2 protein-coding genes are annotated in these 22,420 nt (G+C 74.0%); both read right to left on the bottom strand.

Annotated elements, in window-relative coordinates; genetic code table 11:
* Positions 1 to 7: 7 nt before the first annotated feature.
* Positions 8 to 15,718, bottom strand: a complete 15,711-nt coding sequence (locus tag ABZV40_RS40405) for an amino acid adenylation domain-containing protein (RefSeq protein ID WP_355454478.1) — start codon at positions 15,716 to 15,718, stop codon at positions 8 to 10.
* Complete coding sequence (locus tag ABZV40_RS40400) at positions 15,715 to 22,203, bottom strand: amino acid adenylation domain-containing protein (RefSeq protein WP_355454476.1); 6,489 nt, start codon at positions 22,201 to 22,203, stop codon at positions 15,715 to 15,717. Before ABZV40_RS40400 ends, ABZV40_RS40405 begins: the two co-directional genes overlap by 4 nt.
* Between the last annotated feature and the right edge of the window lie 217 nt (positions 22,204 to 22,420).

The following is a 22,420-nucleotide window of genomic DNA, read 5'->3' as shown; positions in this document are numbered from 1 at the left end:
TCCCTCCTCACTGGCCAAGTTCCTCGGACAGGACCTGGCAGATCTCGGCTGCCGGCCGGGGCCGGTACATCTCGCCGTGCGCACTGGTGATGTCGTGCTCGCGGATCTCCCCTGTGACGTAAGGGCTCCACAGTGGACCGTAGGACCCGTGGGTGTTCGGCACCGCGTTGAAGAACACGACGTCGCCGTCGTGGACCGGGGACGTGAAGTCCGGCATGAGCCGGACGTGGTTGCCGATCACCGCCACCGCGTTGTCCACGAAGGACTCGTGACCGCCGGTCGCGGTGACGTGCTCGGCGAACCACTCGCGGACCTGCTGCGGGGTGGGCGCGGACTCTCCGGTGAGGTAGCGAGCGGGGGCGCTGTCCAGCACGGCGAGCAGGCCGATCTCGTGGCCGCGGCGCCGCAGCTCGCACGCCACGGCGTGGGCGAGCGTGCCGCCCACGGACAGGCCCGCCAGGTGGAACGGGCCCCGCGGCTGCACTGCGAGCACCTCGTCGGCGTAGTCGGCGACCATCTCCTCGATGGAGACCGGCAACGGGGTCACACCGTCGAACCCCTTGGCCTGGATGCCGTACACGGGCCGGTCGGCGGGCAGCCTCCCGGCGAGCCCCAGGTAGGGCCAGCAGATCCCGCCGCCGGGGTGCACCCACCACAGCGGTTCGCGGTCGCCGTCGCCCTTGATCACCAGCACCGGTCCGAACGGGTCGTGCGGCGTCCCGGCGGCCGCGCCCGGTTCGAGCAGCGCCGCGAGGTCAGCCGCGGTCGAGGCGGCGAAGACGTCCTTGATCGGCACGTCCACACCGAGGACCGCGCAGACCCGGTCGGCGAGCCGGGTGGCGAGCAGCGAGTGCCCGCCGAGCGCGAAGAAGTCGTCGTCGACACCGACCTCGTCCAGTCCGAGCACCTCGGCGAACAACCCGACGAGGATCTCCTCCCGCACGGTGCGCGGCGGGCGCCCTGTGCTCTGCGCGGCGTAGTCCGGTGCCGGCAGCCTGCGACGGTCCACTTTGGAGCTCGACGTCAGCGGGATCGCCTTCAGCAGCACCACAGCGGACACGACCATGTAGTCGGGCAGGCTGCCGCGCAGGTGGTCGCGCAGCCTGGCGGCGAGCCCCGGTGCGGCCGTCCCGGACGGGACGACGTAGGCGACCAGGCGCCGGTCACCCGCCGAGGTGTCGACGACCACGGCCACCCTCCGCACGTCGTCGTGCGTCAGCAGCACGGCCTCGATCTCGGCGAGCTCGACCCGGAAGCCGCGCAGCTTCACCTGCTGGTCGACGCGACCGAGGAACACCAGCTGGCCGTCCTCGGCGAGCGAGACGACGTCGCCCGTGCGGTACATGCGCTCCCCCGGTGCGCCGTACGGGCTGGCCACGAACCGTTCGGACGTCATGCCAGGACGGCCGACGTAGCCGCGGGCGACACCGCTGCCCGTCACGTACAGCTCACCCGCCACCCCGGCGGGCACCGGCCGCAACGCGCGGTCGAGCACGTGCAGACGGGTGCCGGGAACGGCGAGGCCGATCGGCAGGTCCCCCGCGCCGGCGACGAGCGGCAGGCTCATGGTGGCGCAGGCGGTGGTCTCGGTCGGACCGTAGACGTTGGTGACCCGGCGCCCCGGCGCCCACCTCGCCACCAGCTCCGGCGGCGTCACCTCACCGCCGACCACCAGCGACTCCACAGTGGACAGCGCATCGGCCGGCAGCGTGGCGAGCACGGCGGGCGGGATCATCGCGTGCGTGACGCGGTGGGCGTCGATGGTGCGCGCGAGCCGTTCTCCGGCGGCGAGCGCCTCGCGGTCCGCCAGCACGATCGCCGCACCGCTGAGCAGCGCGGTGAACAGCTCGCACAGCGAGACGTCGAAACTGGCCGAGGCGAACTGGAGCATGCGGCTCTCGCCGGTGACGCGCATCCGTTCCACATGTCCCGCCGCCAGCGCGGCGATGCCCCGGTGCGGCACCGCGACCCCTTTGGGCCTGCCGGTGGAACCGGACGTGTAGATCACGTACGCGGTCGTGTCCAGGTGTACGGCCGGTTCCACCACATCGGCACCTTCGTCCCGACCGGCGACATCCACGCGCAGCGCGGCAACCGGCAGGAAAGCGAGACCTGCCGCGGTCGTCCCGTCGACCAGCACGAGCCGTGCACCGGCGTCCTCGGTCATGTACCGGATCCGGTCGGGCGGCAGCGCGTAATCGATCGGCAGGTAGGCGGCCCCGGCACGCATCACCGCGAGCAACGCCACCACCATCTCGGGCGAGCGGCTGAGTCCCGCCGCGACGACGGACTCCGGGCGGACGCCCCGCCGTACCAGCTCACGAGCCAGCGCGGCGGACCGTTCGTCCAGCTCGCGGTAGGTGAGCACCCGGTCGCCGAACACCACGGCCCCGGCCTCGGGGGTCGCGGCGGCCTGCTTGCCGAACAGCACCGGCACCGTCTCCTCGACGGGTGCCCTCACCGAGCCGTCCATCCGCGCCAGCACGGCGGCGTGGTCCACCGGGTCCGTGAGGCCGACGGCGCCGATCACCGTCTCGGGCGCAGTGGCGACCAGCCGGAGCACGGTGCCGAGCCGCTCCAGCACGGCCTCCGCGCAGCCGTCGCCGAACAGGTCGCTCTGGTAGCGCAACACCAGGCGCAGCAACGGGTCCGCGCTTGCCGACACGCCCATCCCGTAGTGCGTGCCGGTGTCCGCGGTGACCGCGGTGATCACGACCCCGCCCGGCACCCGCTCCGGCGCCTGGCCGACCGGGAACGACTCGAAGACCGTGGTGGTGTCGAACAACGCGGGCAGCCCGAGCGCCCGCTGCACGTCGGGCAGACCCGTGTGGTGGTGGTCGAACAGCGCGGCCTGCTGCGCCTGGACGGCGGTGAGCAGTCCGGCGAGTGTGTCCCACGGCCGGTACCTCACGCGGACGGGAACGGTGTTGATGAACAACCCGACCATCTCGTCCACGCCGGGCACCGCGGCGTTCCTGCCGGACACGGTGGCGCCGAACACGACGTCGTCCTTGCCGGTCAGCACCGAGAGGACCAGACCCCAGGCGGCCTGGACCACGGTGTTGAGCGTGACGCCGAGCTCCGCGGCTCGTGTGGTGAGGGCGGCTCGCACGTCCGGGGACAGGGGTACTTCGAGCTCGCGGGCCAGGGCGGGGTCGCCCCGCCGGGACGAGGTCGCGCGGGGAGCCCGGGCTTCGTCCGCCGGCTCGTCGTGACCGGCCGCGGGCTCGCGCCGGCCCGCCGTCAGCAGCGTCGGCTCGTCCACCCCGTCGAGCGCCTCGGCCCACGCGGCCACCCCTGCCGTGCGGTCCTGGGCGGCCAGCCACGCGAGGTGATCGCGGTACGCGGGCGGTGGTGCGAGCGCGTCGCCCCGGTACAGCGCGAGGAGGTCGCGCATGAGGAGCGGCACCGACCAGCCGTCCAGCAGCACGTGGTGCACGGTGAGGACGAGGCGTGCGCTGACGTCGCTCAGCCGCGCCAGGGTGAAGCGCAGCAACGGCGGGGTGGCGGGGTCGAGGCGGTGCCGGGCGTCCTCGGCCAGGAAGCCGGCCAGCCGGTCCTCCGGGTCGGGTGCGCGGCGCAGGTCGAGCTCACGCCACGGCAGAGGGACGTCCTCGCACACGACCTGCAGCTGTTCGCCCGACGTGGCCCTGGCGAACGCGACCCTCAGGTTCTCGTGCCGGGCCAGCAGCGCCTCGGCGGCGGCGCGGAGGCGGACCGCGTCGACCTCTCCCTCCACGTGCGCCACCAGCTGCATCTGGTAGACGTCCGCGCCTTCCGCGACGGACGACTCGAACAGCAGTCCCGACTGCAGCGGCGTCACCGGCCACACGTCGGTGGCATCGGGGTGGCGGGAGGAGATCACGTCGATCTCGCGCTCGCTCAACCTGACCAGGCTCGTGGTGAGGGCGCGCGGGCCCCGGTCCGCGGCGTGCCGGGCGATGCCGGACAGCGCCGCCAGCCAGGCGTCCACCACGCGCCCGGCCACGTCCGCCGGCAGCACCTGCGAGGCGAAGTCGAATCGGGCCGTCAGCCGAGGACCGTCCGCGGTGTCGGCGACGAACGCGTTGACGTCGAGCACGGCCAGCGCGGGCATGTCGGCGTCGAACCCGACCTCCACCGATGCCGCCGCGGCCACGTCCTGGGCGAACCCCTCCGCGTCCGGCAGGTCCGCCCCGGCGTGCCTGCCGAGGTAGTTGAACCCGACCTGGCCGAGCGGCGCGTCCGCGAGGTCGGCTCCGCTCTCGTCCAGCCAGCGCAGGACGCCGAACCCGGCCCCGCGCACCGGCAGTTCGGCGAACGCCCTGCGGACCCGCGCGACCACCTCGCCCGCGGCCGCGCCACCTCCGGACACCTCGGGCAACGCCGTCCCGGACACGTCGACGCGCAGGGGGAACGTGCTGGTGAACCAGCCGACGGTGCGGCTGAGGTCGGCACCGGGCACGAGGTCCTCCTCGCGGCCGTGGCCCTCCACCCGCACCAGCACCGAACCGGCGGACGAGTCGCGCACGGCCGCCACTGCGACGGCCAGCGCCGCGAGGAGCGCGTCCTCGACCCCGCAGTGCAACGCGGCGGGCACGGCCGACAGCAGCGCCGCGGTCGTCTCGGCCGGCACCTCGACGGTGAGGCCACGCACGGTCGAACGCACGTCACGCGCGGGGTCGAGGTCGCGCGAGCCGAGCAGCACGTCCCCGCCGGCGAGCACCGACCGCCAGTACCCCAGTTCCGCGGCCCTGTCCCGGGTCGAGTCGAGCAGGCCGTGCATCCAGCGCCTCAACGACGTGCCGACGGCGGGCAGCCCGGGAGCACGGCCCTCCCGCAACCGTGCGCAGGCGGTCGCGAGGTCGGAGAGCAGCACCTGCCACGACACCGCGTCCACGACGAGGTGGTGGATCGCGATGACGAGCCGGTCGGCCACGCGCACGCACCGCAGAACGGCGCCCCCGGCGGGATTCAGGTCGGCGACCGCGGCGTCGGCGGCCGCCCGCAGGTCGTCACCGGGCGACGGGATCAGCAGCCCGGCGGCGTCGACCGACCCCACCGGACCGACCAGCAAGCCTTCTCCGGTCAATCGCGCCCGCAGCGCGTCATGCCGGTCCACCAGCGCACCCAGTGCCGTGACCAGCACGGACTCGTCCAGTCCCGCCGGCACCCGCAGCACCGACAGCATCGCGAAGCGGTCCAGCCCGCCACCGCGCCCGACGACGAACCTGGCCATCGGCGGCAGCGGCACCAGGCCCGTCCCACCGCCCGGCAGTTCGGCGAGCGCGGGTTCCCCGCGGACTTCGGCGGCCGCGGCCGCGAGACCGGCCACCGTCCGCCGTTCGAAGACCTGACGCGGCGTCACCTCGACGCCCCGTGCCCGCGCCCTGGACACCACCTGGATGGAACGGATGCTGTCGCCGCCGATGAGGAAGTAGTCGTCGTCGACACCGACCCGGTCGAGGCCGAGCACCTCGGCGACCACCTCGGCCAGCACCGTCTGCGCCTCGCCGACCGGCGCGCGGTAGGCGGCGCGCCCCGCCACCGGCTTCGGCAACGCGACGGGGTCGACGCTCCCGTCCGCCAGCCGCGGAAGGGATTCCACGACGACGAACGACGCAACGGCGTTATCGGGCAGCACCGCGGCCGCGGCCGCGCGCAGCCCGGACGGCGACACCCGGTCGACGAGGTCCAGCCCGTCGCTCCGCCGGAGCACGACGTGGCCGACGAGACCGTCACCACCCGCCGTCACCACCACGTCGGCGACACCGGGAAGCGCGGCCAGCGCGGCCTCCACGACGTCCAGATCGACCACCGAGCCGTTCACCACCGTGCCGCGGCCGGACCCGAACGCGCTGATCGGGGTTTCCGGGTCGGCGACCAGCGCCGTGAGCAACGACCGCAGCCCGGACGCGACGTCCTCGACCACGGCGCGGTCGACGACGTCGGTGGCGTACTCGAGGTGGCAGAGCACTTCCTCGCCCAGATCGGTCAGGTTGAAGCACAGGTCGAACTTCGCGGTGCGCGTGTGCACCGGTTCCAGGTCCACCCGCAGGCCCGGCAGCGTGAAGTCCCCGGCCGACACGGCCTGCCAGGCGACCATCACCTGGAAGAACGGGTGCCGGCCTGGTGCGCGGTCCGGGTTGAGCAGCTCGACGAGCCGGTCGAACGGCACGTCCTGGTTGTCGTGGGCGTCGAGCGACCTCGCCCGCACCTGCGCGACCACGTCCGCGAACGCCGGGTCGCCCACCAGCCGCACCCTCAGCACCCAGGTGTTGAGGAAGAACCCGACCGAACCGGCGAGCGCGTCGTCGGTTCGGTTCGCGATCGGCGAGCCGAGGAGGACGTCATCGCCGCAGAACCGGCGCAACAGCACGGCGAGCCCGGCCTGCACGACCATGGACGGCGTGGCACCGTGCCGCGTCGCGAACGCCCGCACGTCCGCCATCAGCGCGGTGTCCAGCGAGAACTCGACGATGTCGCCACGGCCGCTCGGCACGGCAGGCCGCGCGCGACCGGGCAGTGACAACGGCGGCGGCGGGTCGGCCAGCACACCTCGCCAGTGGGCGATCTGGGTGGCGGCGAGGCTGGCCGGGTCGTCCTCGGACCCGAGGAGTTCCTGCTGCCACAGCGTGTGGTCGACGTACTGGACGGGAGGTTCCGGCCACGACGGTGCCACGCCGCGCAGCCGCGCCCCGTAGGCCGTGGCGAGATCGCGCACCAGCGGTGCCATCGACTCGCCGTCGCCCGCGATGTGGTGCAGCAGGAGCAAGAGCACGTGTTCCCGTTCGCCGCAACGCACGAGCGTCGCGCGCAGCGGCAGGTCGGTCGCCAGGTCGAACACGTGTGAGGCCGCCTCGGCCAGCACCGCCGGCACCGCCCCGTTCGAGTCCACTACGGACAGTTCGGCGATCGCGGACGACTGCACGACCTGGTGCGGTACCCCGTCGGCGTCGGTGTGCACGAGGGTGCGCAGACTTTCGTGCCGGCCCATCACGTCCGTGAGCGCCAAGCCCAGTGCGGCGGCATCCAGCGGTCCGGTGAGCCGCAGCGCGAACGGCAGGTTGTACGCGGCCGAAGGCCCGTCGAACCGGTCGATGAACCACAACCTGCGCTGCGCCGCCGACAGCGGAACTCGCGCGGGACGCACCGCGGCCCGCTCCAGCGGCGGCCGGCTCCTGCCTCCCGCCGTCACGCGCGGCGCGAGCAGCGCGACGGTCGGCGCGTCGAACACGGTGCGGATCGGCACGTCGGCAGCCAGCTCGGTGCGCAGCCGGTTGACGAGCTTCGTGACGAGCACCGAATGCCCGCCCAGCGCGAAGAAGTCGTCGTCGACGCCGACCTGCTCCACCCCGAGCAGCTCGGCGAACAGCCCGCACAGCAACGCTTCCCGCGGCGTGCGGGCAGCGCGGAACCCGGTCTCACCGCCGAACCGGGGCTGCGGCAGGGCGGCGCGGTCGAGCTTGCCGTTGGCGGTGGCCGGGATCTCGGCGAGGAACACCAGCCCGGCGGGAACCATGTGCTCGGGCAGCAGCCGCGCGGCGTGCGCGCGGACGTCGGCGGCGAGCGCCCGTTCCCCGGCCCAGCGCGGCCGCTCCCGTGCCGTCACGACACGCGACGGGACCAAACCCGGTCGCGTCGCGTGCACCGAGTGCATGCCGGTGCCCGCCAAGGCGCCGGTCTCCTCGACGACGACGTCGAACCCGTTGTCGCGCAACAGGTTTACGACTGTCTCCAGCCTGCCGCCGAGGTCGTGCACCTCAGCGACGACCTGGCCGATGATCGGCCAGTGCCCGGGTTCGACTCCGCGCAGCACGTCCAGCTCGGACTTCTCGACGTCGAGCTTGAGCAGGCCGACCGACGTCAGCCCCAGCTCGCGGATCACCTGCGACAGCGTGCGCACCGGCACCTCGACCCGGACGGACCGCAACCGGTCGGTCAGCAGCTCGTCGAGCCCGGTCCCCTCGTCCCCGGTCTGGTTGCGCACGACCCTGGCGAGCACCTCGCGGTCGGCGTCCTCGTCGGCGTAGCGGCCCGACATCATCGACATGTCCGGGTAGTAGGTGAAGACCGCCTCGCCGGGCGTGCTGCCGAGACCGCAGTCCAGCACGGTCGCGGGGACGCCGTTGAGCACGAGGTTGGCCCGCAGCATCGCGGCCAGCTCGGGCACCGGTTCCACGGCGACGACACGGCAGTCGGGCCGTTGCGTGCCCACCAGCAACGAGAACATGCCGACGTGGGCGCCGACGTCGAGCACGCAGGCGCCCTCCGGCAGTGCCTCGACCGCGTTCGCGTACTCGGCCCGGTCGAAGATCTCCCGGTGCAGGAAGTCCACACCGGACCGGTTGTGAGCCCACACGCTCAGGCCGTCCGGCAGTTCGTGCAGCTCCGCGTCGGGCAGATCACCGTCCACGCGCAGCCCGGCCAGCGCGGCCACCGGACCCGCCGTCGTGCTGGACGGGACGAGGTAGGCGGCGAGCGCCTGCTCCCCCGCCGCGGTCTCGTGCGGCAGGACGACGGCCTGGGCGACGCCGGGATGAGCGGTGAGCACGGCCTCGATCTCGCCCAGCTCGACCCGCTGGCCGCGCACCTTGATCTGACCGTCCGCCCGGCCCAGGTGCACGAGCGCGCCCTGGTCGTCCCAGCGCACGACGTCGCCGGTGCGGTAGAGCCTGCTCCCCCGCCCGCCGAAGGGGTCGGCCACGAACCGGTCCGCGGTGAGCCCCGGCCTGCCCAGGTAGCCCCTGGCGAGCTGGACGCCCGCCAGGTACAGCTCGCCGGCGGTGCCCGGCGGCACCGGCCGCAGCCGCTGGTCGAGGACGTACACCCTGGTGTTCCACACCGGCGTGCCGATGGTGACGGTGCCCTGCGCCGCGACTGCTCCGGCGGTGACGTCCACGGCTGCCTCGGTGGGGCCGTAGAGGTTGTGCTGCGGTGCGGCGAGCACCTGCCGGTACTCGTCGCGCAGCGCGCCCGGCAACGGCTCACCGCTGCAGATCACCGCACGCAACGAGGTGCAGCCGGCGGCCGCGGGCTCGGCGAGGAACGCGCGCAGCATCGTCGGGACGAAGTGCACGAGCGTCACCCCCGCACGGCGGATCGTCTCGGCCAGGTACGCCGGGTCGCGGTGCCCGTCCGGGCGTGCCAGCACCAGCTCCGCACCGCACAGCAACGGCAGGAACAGCTCCCACACCGACACGTCGAACCCGATGGGCGTCTTCTGCAGCACCCGGTCGCCGGGGCCGACGCCGTACTCGTCGCGCATCCACAGCAGCCGGTTGACGATCGCCAGGTGCTCGACCAGCACGCCTTTCGGGCGTCCGGTGGAACCGGACGTGTAGAGCACGTACGCGGCGTTGCCGGGCGCCGGTGGCACCGGTTCGGCCCGGTGGTGCGGCAAGGGGTCGCCGACGGTCAGCCGTCCCGGCACCTCCACCGGCGGTTCGTCACGGCCGGTGAGGGTGATGATCGGCTGTGCCTCGCGCAGGACGTGGCCGATGCGCGCGGCCGGGTGGCTCGCGTCGAGCGGCAGGTACGCCGCACCTGCGCGATGCACCGCCAGCAACGCCACGAGCAGCTCGACCGACCGCGGCAGCAGCACACCGACCGCGGTTTCCGGCCCGGCGCCGAGGCCTGCCAGCGCGCGGGCGAGCGCGTCGACCTCGGCGTCCAGCTCCGCGTAGGTCAGGGTGCGGTCCTCGCAGGTCAGCGCCGGAGCCTCGGGGGTGCGCGCCACCTGCGCGGAGAACAGCGCGGGCAGCGTCGTCGCCGCGACCGGGTGGTCCGTGTCGTTCCACGTGGAGATGACGGTGGCGCGCTCGCCGGGCGTCAGCAGGTCGATGTCGCCGACGGCCACACCGGGCTCGGCCGCGATCTGGTCCAGCAGCCGCCCGAACCGGGCCGCGGTCGCCTCCGCCTCCGCCGCGCCCACGACGTCGTGACGGAACTGCAGGGCGAGCCGCAGCACCGGGTCCGCGTCGGCGACGAGGGCGAACGGGTAGTGCGACCCGCTGACCGGGCTCAACCCGGTGATGGTGACGCCCGCGGCGGTGTTGGCCTCCGCCAGTTCCGCGCGGTCGACCGGGAACGACTCGAACACGACCACGGTGTCGAACAACTCGGGCAGGCCGACGGCGCGCTGAATCCCGGCGAGACCGCAGTGGTGGTGGTCGAGCAGGTCGGCCTGCCTGCGCTGCAGGTCGGCGGCGACCTCGGCGAACGGCCGTCCCGGCTCGCCGGTCACCCGCACGGGCACGGTGTTGATGAACAACCCGACCATCGCGTCGACACCGGGCACGTCGGCGGGCCTGCCGGACACGGTCGCGCCGAACACGACGTCGTCGCGGCCCGTGAGCTTGCCCAGCAACACGCCCCACGCGGCCTGGACGAGCGTGTTGAGGGTGACGCCGAGCCGGGCGGCGCGGCCGGCCAGCGTGCGGGCGAGGTCGCCCGGCAGCACGACGTCGACCTGGCCGACGTCGCCCACCTCGGCACTGCCCGCGACGCTCCGCGCGAGCAGCGTCGGCTCGCTGACGCCCGCCAGCTCCCGCGTCCACGCGGTGATCGCGGCGTCCTGGTCCTGGTCCGCGAGCCAGCACAGGAACTCGCGGTACTCGCGCGCCCTGGGCAGTGCCGTGCCGTCGCCTCCGGAGGCGTAGAGCCGCAGCAGATCGCTCATCAGCAGCGGCACCGACCAGCCGTCGAACAGCACGTGGTGCGCGGTGAGCACCAGTTCCGCGCGGTCTTGGCCGAGCGTGACGAGCGTCAGGCGCAGCAGCGGTGGCCGGGTGACGTCGAACGGGGTGCGCCGGTCCCGTTCGAGGTGCTCCTCCAGCACCTCCGCGGCCTGGCCGGTGAGGTCGAGGTGCCGCCACGGCAGCTTCACGCGGGTGGGCAGCACCTGGACGGGGTCGCCTGCCGCGTTCGAGACGAAGGCGGCCCGCAGCGGTGCGTGCCGGTCCAGCAGCGCCTGGCCCGCGCGGCGCAGGCGTTCCGGGTCCGTCTGCCCGGCCAGGTGGAAGACGAACTGCACGTGGTAGGCGTCGGTACCGGTCCCGGCGAGCAGGGCGTGGTAGAGCAGGCCCGACTGCAGCCCGGTCAGCGGCCAGACGTCCGCGAGTCCGGAGTAGCGCGACTCCCACTCGTCGATCTCCTGCTGCCGCAAGGACACCAGCGGCAGGTCCGAGGGCGTGCGCCCGCCGGAGGACGGGTCGGCCAGGTGGCCGGCGAGCCCGCGCAGCGCCGTGCACCACAGGTCGGCCAGTTCGACGGCCGACGCCGCGTCGAGCACGCCACGCGGATGGCTCACGCGAGCGCGCAGGGACAGCCCGTCACCGGTCTCGACCGCCATCGCGTTGATCTCCAGCACGGCCATCGCGGGCATGTCGTGGTCGGGCGCGGGGGTGAGCTCGACGGTGTCGGCCGCCTGCATCCAGCCGAGGCCGCGCAGGTTCTCCGGCATGTCGGCGGCGGCGTAGCGCCCGAGGTAGTTGAAGGCGATCTGGCCGAGTCCCGCGCCGTCGAGCACCCGCGCGGTCTCCGGGTTCAGGTAGCGCAGCAGGCCGAAGCCGATGCCCCGGTCGGGCACCGCGCGCAGTTGTTCCTTCACCGCCTTCACCGCGGCGCCGGCCTGCGCTCCTCCCGCCAGCGCGTCGTCGACGTCGATCCCGGAGAGGTCCAGCCGCACCGGGAACATCGAGGTGAACCAGCCGACCGTCTGGGAGAGGTCGGCACCCGGCACGACGGCGTCCTCCCGGCCGTGCCCCTCCATCCTGAGCAGCACGGACGGCTCGCCGGCACGCCGCCAGCGCACCACGGCGAGCGCGAGTGCCGCGGCCAGGCCGTCGTTGACACCGCCGTGGAACCGCGCGGGCAGCTCGGTCAGCAACGCCTCGGTGACGTCGGGAGGAACGGACGTCCAGTGGTGTTCGACGGTGCCGGCGACGTCGACCGCCGGGTCGAGCGGACGACTGCCCAGCAACGGATCCGGTCCGTCCACAACGGACTGCCAGAACGGCAGCTCGGCGACGCGCCCCGGCCGGGCCGCCTCCTCGGCGAGCGCGTGCGCCCAGCGCCGCGCCGACGTCCCGGACGCCGCGAGTCCCGGCTGGAGGCCCACGCGGATCCGGGCCCACGCGGTGGCCAGGTCGGGCAGCAGGACGCGCCAGGACACACCGTCCACGACGAAGTGGTGCAGCACGAGCAGCAGCCGTCCGGCGCCCGTGCCCGCGTCGAACCAGACGTAGCGGGCGACGATCCCCGCCTCGGGGTCGAGCGCGCCGGCCGCGGCGTCGAGCTCGGCCGCCGCGAACGCCGCGTCCCACCGCCCGTCCCACGGCACCCGGTGCACGAGCGCGCGGACGTTGACGGATCCCCGCGGCGCCACCAGCAGGCCCGGCTCGTCGCCCGAGGTGACCAGGCGAGACCGCAGCATCTCGTGCCGGTCGGTGACCGCGTCGAGCGCCGCGGCCAGTCCCGCCTCGTCGACACCTTCCGGCAGGTCGACGACCATCGACATGGCGAAGCGGTTCCGGCCGCCGCCCAGTTCCAGCAGGTAGCGCGCCACCGGCAGCAGCGGTGCCCACCCCGTGCCGCCGCCGGGCAGCTCGGCCAGCACCGGTGCCTCTCCGGCCCGGCCGTCCACCAGCTCGGCGAGCGCGGCGACCGTGCGCTGGCGGAACACCTCGCGCGGGCTGATCCCGACACCGCGGGCTCGGGCGCGGGACACGACCTGGATGGAACGGATGCTGTCACCGCCCACGACGAAGAAGTCGTCGTCCACGCCGACCCGGTCCACCCCGAGCACCTCGGCGTAGACGGCCGCGAGCACCTCCTCGGTGTGGCCCGCGGGCGCGCGGTAGGCACCGGCCACCACCTCCGGCGCGGGCAGCGCGGCGCGGTCGACCTTGCCGCTCGGTGTCAGCGGCAGCTCGTCCACCACGACGAAGATCGACGGGACCATGTACTCGGGCAGGCGTGCGGCGACGAACACCCTCAGCTCGCCCGCGGACACACCGGCCGTGAGGTCGACGTCCACGTCCACCAGGTCGGCGACGGTGCCGATGCCACCGACCTCGACCGGCACGACGTACGCGACGAGCCGCCCGTCCCAGACCCGCACCGCGACCGCGGCGACACCGGGGTGCCCGCCGGTCACGGACTCCACCTCAGCGGGCTCGATCCGGATGCCGCGCACCTTGACCTGGTCGTCCGCCCTGCCCGCGACCACCAGCGCGCCGTCGACGATCCGCCCCAGGTCACCGGTGCGGAACATCCTTCCGCCAGACCCGGTCACGTCGGCGACGAACCGCTCAGCCGTGAGCCCCGGCCGACCGCGGTACCCGCGCCCGACGGACTCCCCGGCGACGTAGATCTCGCCGGCCACGCCCGGCGGCACCGGCGCGAGCGTCTCGTCCAGCACGTGGATCCGCACGCCCCCGATCGGTACGCCGACGGGCGCCAGCCCCACACCACCGGTGCCCTCGACGACGCCGGCCGACGCGTAGTAGGTCTCGCTCTGCCCGTAGGCGTTCACCACCCGCCCACCGGGGAAGTCGTGACGCACCGCGTCCGCGACGGCCCACGACAACCCCTCGCCGGCGAACACCACACCGGTCACCGGGGCTTCTTCGGCGGTGAGGCCGGACAGCACCGTGTTCAGCACCGATGGCACACCGCTCAGCACGACCGGGCCGCCGGAGAGCCAGTCGTCCCGCTCCGCCAGCTCCAGCACGTCGCGCACGAGCTCGACGCGGCCACCGGCCGAGAGCGTCGCGAGCACCTCGAACACCGACACGTCGAACCCGATCGACGCACCGGCGAACACCCGCGTGCCCGCCTCGATGCCGGCGACCGCCGCCAGGTCGGGCAGGCAGCTCACGATGTTGCGATGCGTGATCGCGACGCCCTTCGGCACGCCGGTCGAACCGGAGGTGTGCAGCACGTACGCGGCGTTTCCGTGGTGCACCACCGGTTCCGCGCCGGGCTCGGCGGCACTCACGTCCCCGAACAGGACGTACGGCACACCGAGGTCGGGAAGCTCGTCGCGGGCCACGGGGTCGGTGAGCGCGAGCACGGCACCGGAGTCCGCGACGGCGAGGCGCAGCCGGTCGCTGGGGAACCTCGGGTCGACGGGCAGGTAGGCCGCGCCGCAGCGCAGGACGCCGAGCAACGCCGCCACCAGCTCCACCGAGCGCGACATCGCGACGGCGACGAGCGACTCCGGCCGCACGCCCTCCGCGAGCAGACCGGCCGCGACACGGGCGCTCAGGTCGTCGAGCTCGCCGTAGGTGAGGGTGACGCCCTCGGCCGCGACCGCGACGGCGTCCGGAGTCAGGCGCACCTGGCGGGCGACCACCTCGGGCACGGTCGCGGCGGAGCCGGGCGACCGGCCGGGGGCGTTGAAGCGGTCCAGCTCGGCCTGCTCGTACGGCAGCAGCACGCTCACCGCCGCAGCACGGATGTCCTCGCCCGCGGTGAACTGCTCGGCCACGCGCACGAACCGCTCGGCGAGAGCCGCGATCGTCGCGTGGTCGTACAGGTCGGCCGAGTACTCGAGGGTGCAGCGCAGCGCGTCGCCGCGTGGGGCGAAGTTGAACTCCAGGTCGAACTTCGCGGTGTCGTTGGGCACCGCCCGCAGGTCCGCGGTGACACCGGGCAGGTCCAGCGGTACGGACTCCGCCGTCTGCCAGGTGAGCATCACCTGGAACAGCGGGTGCGCCGCCACCGCGCGTTCCGGGTTCAGCGTCTCCACCAGCTGCTCGAACGGCAGGTCCTGGTGGTCGTAGGCGGCCAGCGCGTGGGCGCGCACTCGGCTCAGCACCTCACCGAGCGCGGGGTTGTCGCGCAGGTCCACGCGCAGCACCCACGTGTTGACGAAGAAGCCGACCAGCTCCTCCAGTTCCGGCTCCACGCGACCGGCGACGGTGGACCCCAGCACGAGGTCCTTGCCCGCCCCGACCCTGGACAGCAGCACCGCGAGCACCGCCTGCGCCACCATGGCCGGTGACATGCCGTGCGCACGGGCCAGGCCGGTGAGCGCGCCGGTCAGCGCGGCGTCCAGTTCGAACTCGACCCGTCCTCCCCTGCCGGACACCATCGCGCCGCGCGCGCGGTCACCCGGCGGCGACACCACACCGGGGGCACCGGCGAGCACCTCCCGCCAGAAGTCCGACTGGCGCCCGGCGACCTCCTCCAGCAGCTCCGCCTGCCACACGGCGAAGTCGCCGTACTGCACGGCGAGGTCGTCCCACACCGGGGCCACGCCCTCCGCACGGGCCCGGTAGGCCGCCGACAGGTCTGCGGCCAGCGGTCCCATCGACTCACCGTCGGCCGCGCTGTGGTGCACGATCAACATGAGCACCCACTCCGTCTCGCCCTCGCGCACGAGACCGGCGTGAACGGGGATCTCCCCACCCAGGTCGAAGTGGTGGGCCGACCACTCCGCGATCACGGATTCCGCCGTGCGCCCCGAGCCCACCAGGTCGATCACGGGGAGGTCGAGCACGAGCTCGTCGGCGGGAACGACGTGCTGCCACGGGACACCGCGCTCGTCCGCGACGAGCAGCGTCCGCAGGCTCTGGTGCCGCACGACGACGTCGCGCACAGCGGCCCGCAGCGCGGCGACGTCGAGGCGGCCGTGAGCCTCCACCAGGAACGGGAGGTTGTACCGCGCCGACGAGCCCTCGACCAGGTCGAGGGTCCACAGCCTGCGCTGGGCGAACGACAGCGGGATCACGCCACACCACCTGAGGGGACCTGGCGCCGCAGTCTCGGGCGCACCACCTTCGCCGGAACCAGCCGCCCGGCCAGCGCACCGGCCGCGGGGTGGTCGAAGACCTCGCTCACGGCGACGTCGCTGCCCAGTTCGGCCCGGATCCGGCCCACCAGCCTCGTCGCGAGCAGCGAATGCCCGCCCAGCAGGAAGAAGTCGTCGTCGAGCCCCACCTCGTCCACCTCCAGCACCTCGGCGAACAGGGCGCACAGCACGCGTTCCTCGCGGGTGCGGGGTGCGCGGTAGGTCGTGGACGGCGCGGAGGCCGGCTCGGGGAGCACGCTGCGGTCGACCTTGCCGGTGGGCGTGAGCGGCAGCTCGTCCACCGCGACGAACACGGACGGCACCATGTACTCCGGCAACCGTTCTCCGGCGAACGCGCGCAGGTCGGCCGCAGCGACGCCAGACGTCACGTAGGCCACGAGCCGCCCGTCCGACACCCGCACCGCCGCCGCGCCCACCCCGGGATGCGCGGCGAGCACCGACTCGACCTCGCCGGGCTCGATCCGGACGCCGCGCAGCTTCACCTGGTCGTCCGCCCTGCCGACGAACTCCAGCGCGCCGTCGACGATCCGCCCCAGGTCACCGGTGCGGAACACCCGCCCGCCGCCTCCGGTGGGATCGGCGACGAACCGGTCCGCGGTCAGTCCTGGACGTCCCCAGTAGCCGCGGGCCACCGACAGGCCCCCGACGTGCACCTCGCCGACGACACCCGGCGGCACCTCGGCCAGCCACGGGTCGAGCACCAGCACGCGCACGGCGTCGAGGGGAACGCCGACGGGCGCGAACCCGGAACCACCCGGCTCCACCGCACCCATCGACACGTAGAACGTCTCGCTCTGCCCGTAGGCGTTCACGACGTCCGCGGCGGGGAAGACCTCGCGCACCCGTTCCACGAGCGTCCGGGGCAGGCCTTCACCGGCGAACACGACGCCGGTGACGCCCTCGTCACGAGGGCGGCCGGCCAGCACGGAGCCCAGCACGGACGGCACCCCGCTCAGCACCGCCGGAACGCCTTCCACGCGGCTTTCCAGGGCGAACACGTCCTCGACGATCTCGGCCACCCCACCCGCGCACAGCGTGACGAGCAGCTCGAACACCGACACGTCGAAGCTGACCGACGCTCCCGCGAGGACCCGCACCCCCGCACCGATCCCGGCACCGGCGACCAGTCCCGGCACGCAGGAGCACACGTTGCGGTGGGTGATCGCCACGCCCTTGGGCACTCCGGTCGAGCCGGAGGTGTAGAGCACGTACGCGAGGTCGTCGGGCCGGACGGGCACGTCGGCCGGGAGGGGATCGGCCGCCAGCGCGTCCGCGACGAACACGGTGGGCACCCCGGCCGACGGCACGGCCGGCAGCACCTCGGGGGCGGTGAGCAGGGCGTGCGGGGCCGCGTCGCGCAGGACGAGGTCCAGGCGCGTGCTGGGAAAGCGCGGGTCCACGGGCAGGTAGGCGGCGCCGGCCTTCAGCACGCCAAGCAACGCGGGCACGAGGTCCGTCGAACGAGGCAGGGCAACGGCGACGAGGGTGCCGGGCCCGGCTCCCCGCGCGCGCAAGGCCGCCGCGATCCGGGCCGCGCGGTCATCGACCTCGCGGTAGGTGAGCGGCCGCTCCCCCACGACCACCGCGGTCGCGTCCGGCGTCCTGGCCACCTGCGCGGCGACCAGGCGCGGGAGCGTGCTGTCGCCGAGTGCGCGGGGCGGCCGGGTGAACGCCGCCAGCGACGCGCGTTCGGCCGGCAGCAAGCGGTCGGGCTCGGTCCCGCCGGCGATCCCCTCGACCACCTGGCACAGCCGGGCGACGAGATCGGCGGCGACCGCGTGGCCCGCGACGTCCCGCCGGTACCGCACGACGAACCGCAGCCCGCCGCCCTCCTCCAGGAACGCCAGCACCGTCACCGGGTAGTGGGTGGAGACCAGCGGCCGGAAGGCGGCGATCTCCATCCCGGCGGCGGCACCGGACGCCGCCATGGCGGCGCGGTCCACGGGGAACGACTCGAACGCGAGGTACGTGTCGAACAGCGGGCCCGCACGCCCCGCCTGGAGGTCCGCGAGCGGCACGTGCTGCACGTCCAGCAACGCGGCCTGCCGGTCCTGCACGTCCCGTGCCACGTCGCGGAGGCTCGCACCGGGCCCGCGGCGGACCCGCACGGGCACGCTGCCCAGCAGGCAGCCCACGATTCCCTCGACACCGGGCAGCTCGGCCGGGCGGCCGGAGACGGCGGCCGCGAACACCACGTCGCGCAGCCCGGTCGTGGTGGCCAGCACGGACGCCCACGCGACCTGCACGAGCGTGTTGACCGTGACGCCCCATTGGGCCGCACGACCGGTGAGCTGCCTGGTCGTGTCCGCACCGAGCCCGGCGCCGACGACCCCGGTGCCCGTCTGGCCGTCGCGGTCCCCGGACAGGCGGGACAGCACGGGCGCGAGGAGCGCGGGTTCGTCGAACCCGGCCAGCTCCTCACGCCAGCGACGCAGCGCGGCGACCCGGTCCTGCCCGCGGTACCACGCCAGGAAGTCGCGGAAGGCGGGCGAGCGGCGCGGGACGCCGCCCGCGTACACCCGCAGCACGTCCGCCAGCAGCAACGCGAGCGACCACCCGTCGAACAACGCGTGGTGCGCGGTGAGCACCAGCGACGCGCGTCGGCCCGTGCGGACCAGCATCGCGCGCAGCAACGGCGGTTCGGTGACGTCGAACCCGGCCGCCCGGTCGCGCTCCAGCACCGCGGCCAGCACCTCGTCCGCCCCGTCGTTCCCGGGGTGGGGCGTGCCCGTCACGGTGATCTCTCCCACCGCGCGCAACGCGGCGGCGTCCCAGTCGCGGACCGTCCCGCTCACCGCGTGCTCCGGTCCCGCCTCGACCTCCTGCCACGGCACGGCGGCGCCCGCCACGACGACGGCCGCCATCTCCCCCGTTCCGGTGGGCACGAACGCCGACCCCAGCGCGGGGTGCGCGGCGACGGTCCGGTTCACGGCGTCCCGCAGCCGTCCGGCGTCGGCCTCGCCCTCGAGCCGCACCGCGTACTGCACCACGTACGGATCGGAGCCGGGTTCACCGGCGACGGCCGACTGGAACAGCAGACCTTCCTGAAGCGCCGTCAACGGCCAGACGTCGACCACACCGCGCCCGGTCGTACCGACGCCGTAGCGCCGTTCCCAGGCCTCGATCTCGTGCTGCCGCACGGAGACAAGCGGCACGTCGGACGGCAGGAGCCCGCCCGCCGCCGGGTCCGGCACGTGGGCGGCGAACCCCGACAGCGCGGTGAGCCAGTGCTCTGAGAACGCGGTGAGCTCCTCGTGTCCCAGCACCCCGGACGGCGCGGTGAACACCGCGCTGAGCACCGGCCCGGACGGGAGGTCGACCACCATCGAGTTGACGTCGAGCTCACTGAGCGCGGGCATCGCCGGGTCGTGGCCGGTGTCGAACTCCGCGAGCTCGGGCAGGTCGGCGATGTCGCGCGACAGCCCGAAACCCAGCCCTTCCAGTCCCGGCAGGTCACCGGTGGTGACCCGGCCGAGGTGGTTGAAGCCGACCTGGCCGAGGTGCAGGCCGCCCAGTTCCGCGCGGCCCCGGTCGCTGAGATGGCGCAACGCCCCGAAGCCGGCACCGCGGTCCGGGGTCTCCGCCAGCGCCTTCCGCACCAGCCCGAGCAACGCGCCCACGTCGGCCGATCCTGCGGAGGCGGCCGCGGGATCGATGCCCGCGACGTCGAACCGGACGGGGTACAGGCTGGTGAACCACCCCACCGTGGCGGAGAGGTCGAGCGGCTCGCCGAGCAGGTCCTCCTCGCGGCCGTGGCCCTCCATCCGCACCCGCACCGGGTCGTCCGCGGGCTGCCCGAGCGCGGCCCGCCGGTGCAGCACCGCGAGGAGGACCGCGGCCAGCAGGACGTCGGCAGCGCCGCAGCGGTACGCGGCGGGCAGATCCGTGAGCACGACGCGCGCCTGCTCCGGCGGCACCACAACGCGCACCCGGCGCACGGTCGAACGGACGTCCACGGCCGTGTCGAGCAGGCGTGCGCCGAGCACGGGCTGCGGGTCGCTGACCAAGGACCGCCAATGGACCAGCTCGTCGAGCCAGCGCCGTGCCGCGGGACGGTCGGGCTCGTCGACGGACCTCACCGCCGCGGTCAACGCCCGCACCCAGGTGCCGAACCTGGTGGGAACGGGCGGCAGCACCGGCGGGCGGCCCGCACTCACCTCGCGCCAGGCGGTCGCGAGGTCGCGGGTGAGGATGCGCCACGAGACGCCGTCGACGACGCCGTGGTGCACGCCGAGCAGCAGCCTCCCCCGGCCGGACGGCGGGTCGAACCACACCGCCCCGAGCGCGGCACCGGCCGCCGCGTCGACCACGTCCACGAGTCCGTCCAGTTCGGACAAGAGGACAGTGCGCCACCGCGGGGAGTCGAAGCCGTCCGCGAAAGCCACGCGGCGCAGCGCGGGGGCGGTCGCATCGGTGACCTCCCACCCCTCGTCGCCGGGCAGCAACCGGGCGCGCAACATCGAATGCCGGTCCAGCACCGCGCCGAGCACGGTGTTCAGTCCACTGTGGTCGATGCCCTCCGGCAGCTCGACGACGACGGCCTGGAGGAAGGTGGCGAACCCCGGTCCGCGCTCGCTGATCCACCGTGCCACCGGCGGCAGCGGAACGCGCGCGCTCTCGTCGTCGGCAGCCACGGCCACCGGCGGCGCACCCGTCGTGGCGAGCGCCGCCATCGCGGCGACGGTCCGCGCCCGGAAGACGTCACGGGCGTTGATGACCACGCCCTGGTCCCGCGCCCGGGACGCGACCTGGATCGCCTGGATCGAGTCGCCTCCCGCGGCGAAGAAGTCCGCGTCCGCGCCGAAGGCACCGAGGCCGAGCACCTCGCCGACCACATCGGCGAGCACGGACTCCACACCGGACTGCGGTGCACGTCCGCCACCGTTGTCCCACAGGGGTTCCGGCAACCGCTCCCGATCGATCTTGCCGGACGGCGTCATCGGGAACCCGTCCACCACCACGACCGCCGAGGGGATCATGAAGTCCGGCAGCCGCCGCCGGAGAAGCTCACGGAGCGCCGCCTGCGGGTTCTCCGCCGGCTGTCCGGAAGCGGGTACGACGTATCCGACGAGCCGCCTGCCGCCGGGTGTCTCCCGCACCGCCACGACCGCCCGCTCCACACCGGGCAGGGCGACGAGCGCCGCCTCCACCTCGCCCGCCTCGACGCGGAATCCCCGGATCTTCACCTGGTGATCGGTGCGGCCGCGGAACAGCAGCTCCCCCGACGCGGTCGGCTCGACCACGTCGCCGGTGCGGTACATGCGCTCGCCGGGCCGGTCCGGACAGGCGACGAAGCGCTCGGCGGTGAGCGCCGCGCGACCCGGGTACCCGCGGCCGAGCTGGGTGCCGCTGAGGTAGAGCTCACCGGGCACACCCGCGGCGACCGGCGTGAGCGTTTCGTCGAGCACGTACGCGCGAAGCGCGTCGAACGGCAGGCCGATGGGGACGCTCTCCCCCACCGGCACGGCGGGGTCGACCAGTCGGCTGGTCGCGAAGACCGTGGTCTCGCTGGGACCGTAGGCGTTCGAGAAAACCGTTGCGGGGCAGGCGAGAACGGCGCGCTGGAACGACGCGGGCGCCGCGCGGTCGCCGCCGGTCCACACTTCGGCGACACCGGACATGCACCGCGCGTCCTCCTCGGCCAGGAGGTCGAACAGCGCGGTGGTGAGGAAGACGGACGTGAGCTCGTGCCGTGCGACGAGGTCCGCGAGCACCGCGGGCTCCAACTCGCTCACCGGCGACACGACCACGGTGCCGCCCGTCAGCAACGGCACCCACAGCTCGTACACCGACGCGTCGAACACCAGCGGTGAGTGCAGCAGCACACGCGCCTGCGTGGCACCTTGCCACCGCCGGTCGTCCGCGAGCGCCACGACGTCGCGGTGGGTGATGCCGATTCCCTTCGGCCTCCCGGTCGAGCCCGAGGTGAAGATGACGTACGCGAGCTGGTCGGGCAGCGGAGCGGGAGGCACGGCCCGGCTCGCCGCGTTCTCCAGTTCTGCCAACGTGATCCGCCGGTACGAGCCGGGCAGCGCGGTGAGCTCATCGGATCGCCCGTCCACCACCACGACGGCGGGACGGACGTCGTCGAACATCTGCCGGATGCGCGCGGCCGGGTGCCCGAGGTCGACGGGCAGGTACGTGCCACCCGCCTTCAGCACGCCGAGGAGCACGGCCACCAGCTCGGCCGACCTCGGCAGCACCACGCCCACCGGCGTCTCCGGCCCGACACCGAGGTCCACGAGCGCCGCGGCGATCCGGGACGACCTCTCGTCGAGCTCCCGGTAGGTCAGCACGGCGTCGCCGGCCACCACGGCGGGCGCGTCCGGGGCGTCCTCCGTGCGCGCGGCGAGCACCACCGGAACCGACCGGCCCCGATCTCCGTGCGGCGACCGCTCGTGCACATCAACCACCTGCTCCCGGGAACTGAACGACTCGACGAGGCCGCCCGCGTCCTTCTCCCCGCCACGACGGGAAACCCGGCAGGCGTCGGCGCAGCGACGGACCGAGCATCGTGGACACCGTTCGCACGCCACAAGCACACCGGGCCGGGCGGCGTTGTCCTGTCGACAGGACACCGATCCGGCTTGACGAAACCCGTTGGGACAGCGGCGTTGTCCG

This window comes from Lentzea sp. NPDC004782, from assembly GCF_040609115.1.
Classification (GTDB): Bacteria; Actinomycetota; Actinomycetes; order Mycobacteriales; family Pseudonocardiaceae; genus Lentzea.
The sequence above is the reverse complement of the archived record's forward strand: the minus strand, read 5'-3'. Positions and strand labels throughout refer to the sequence as shown.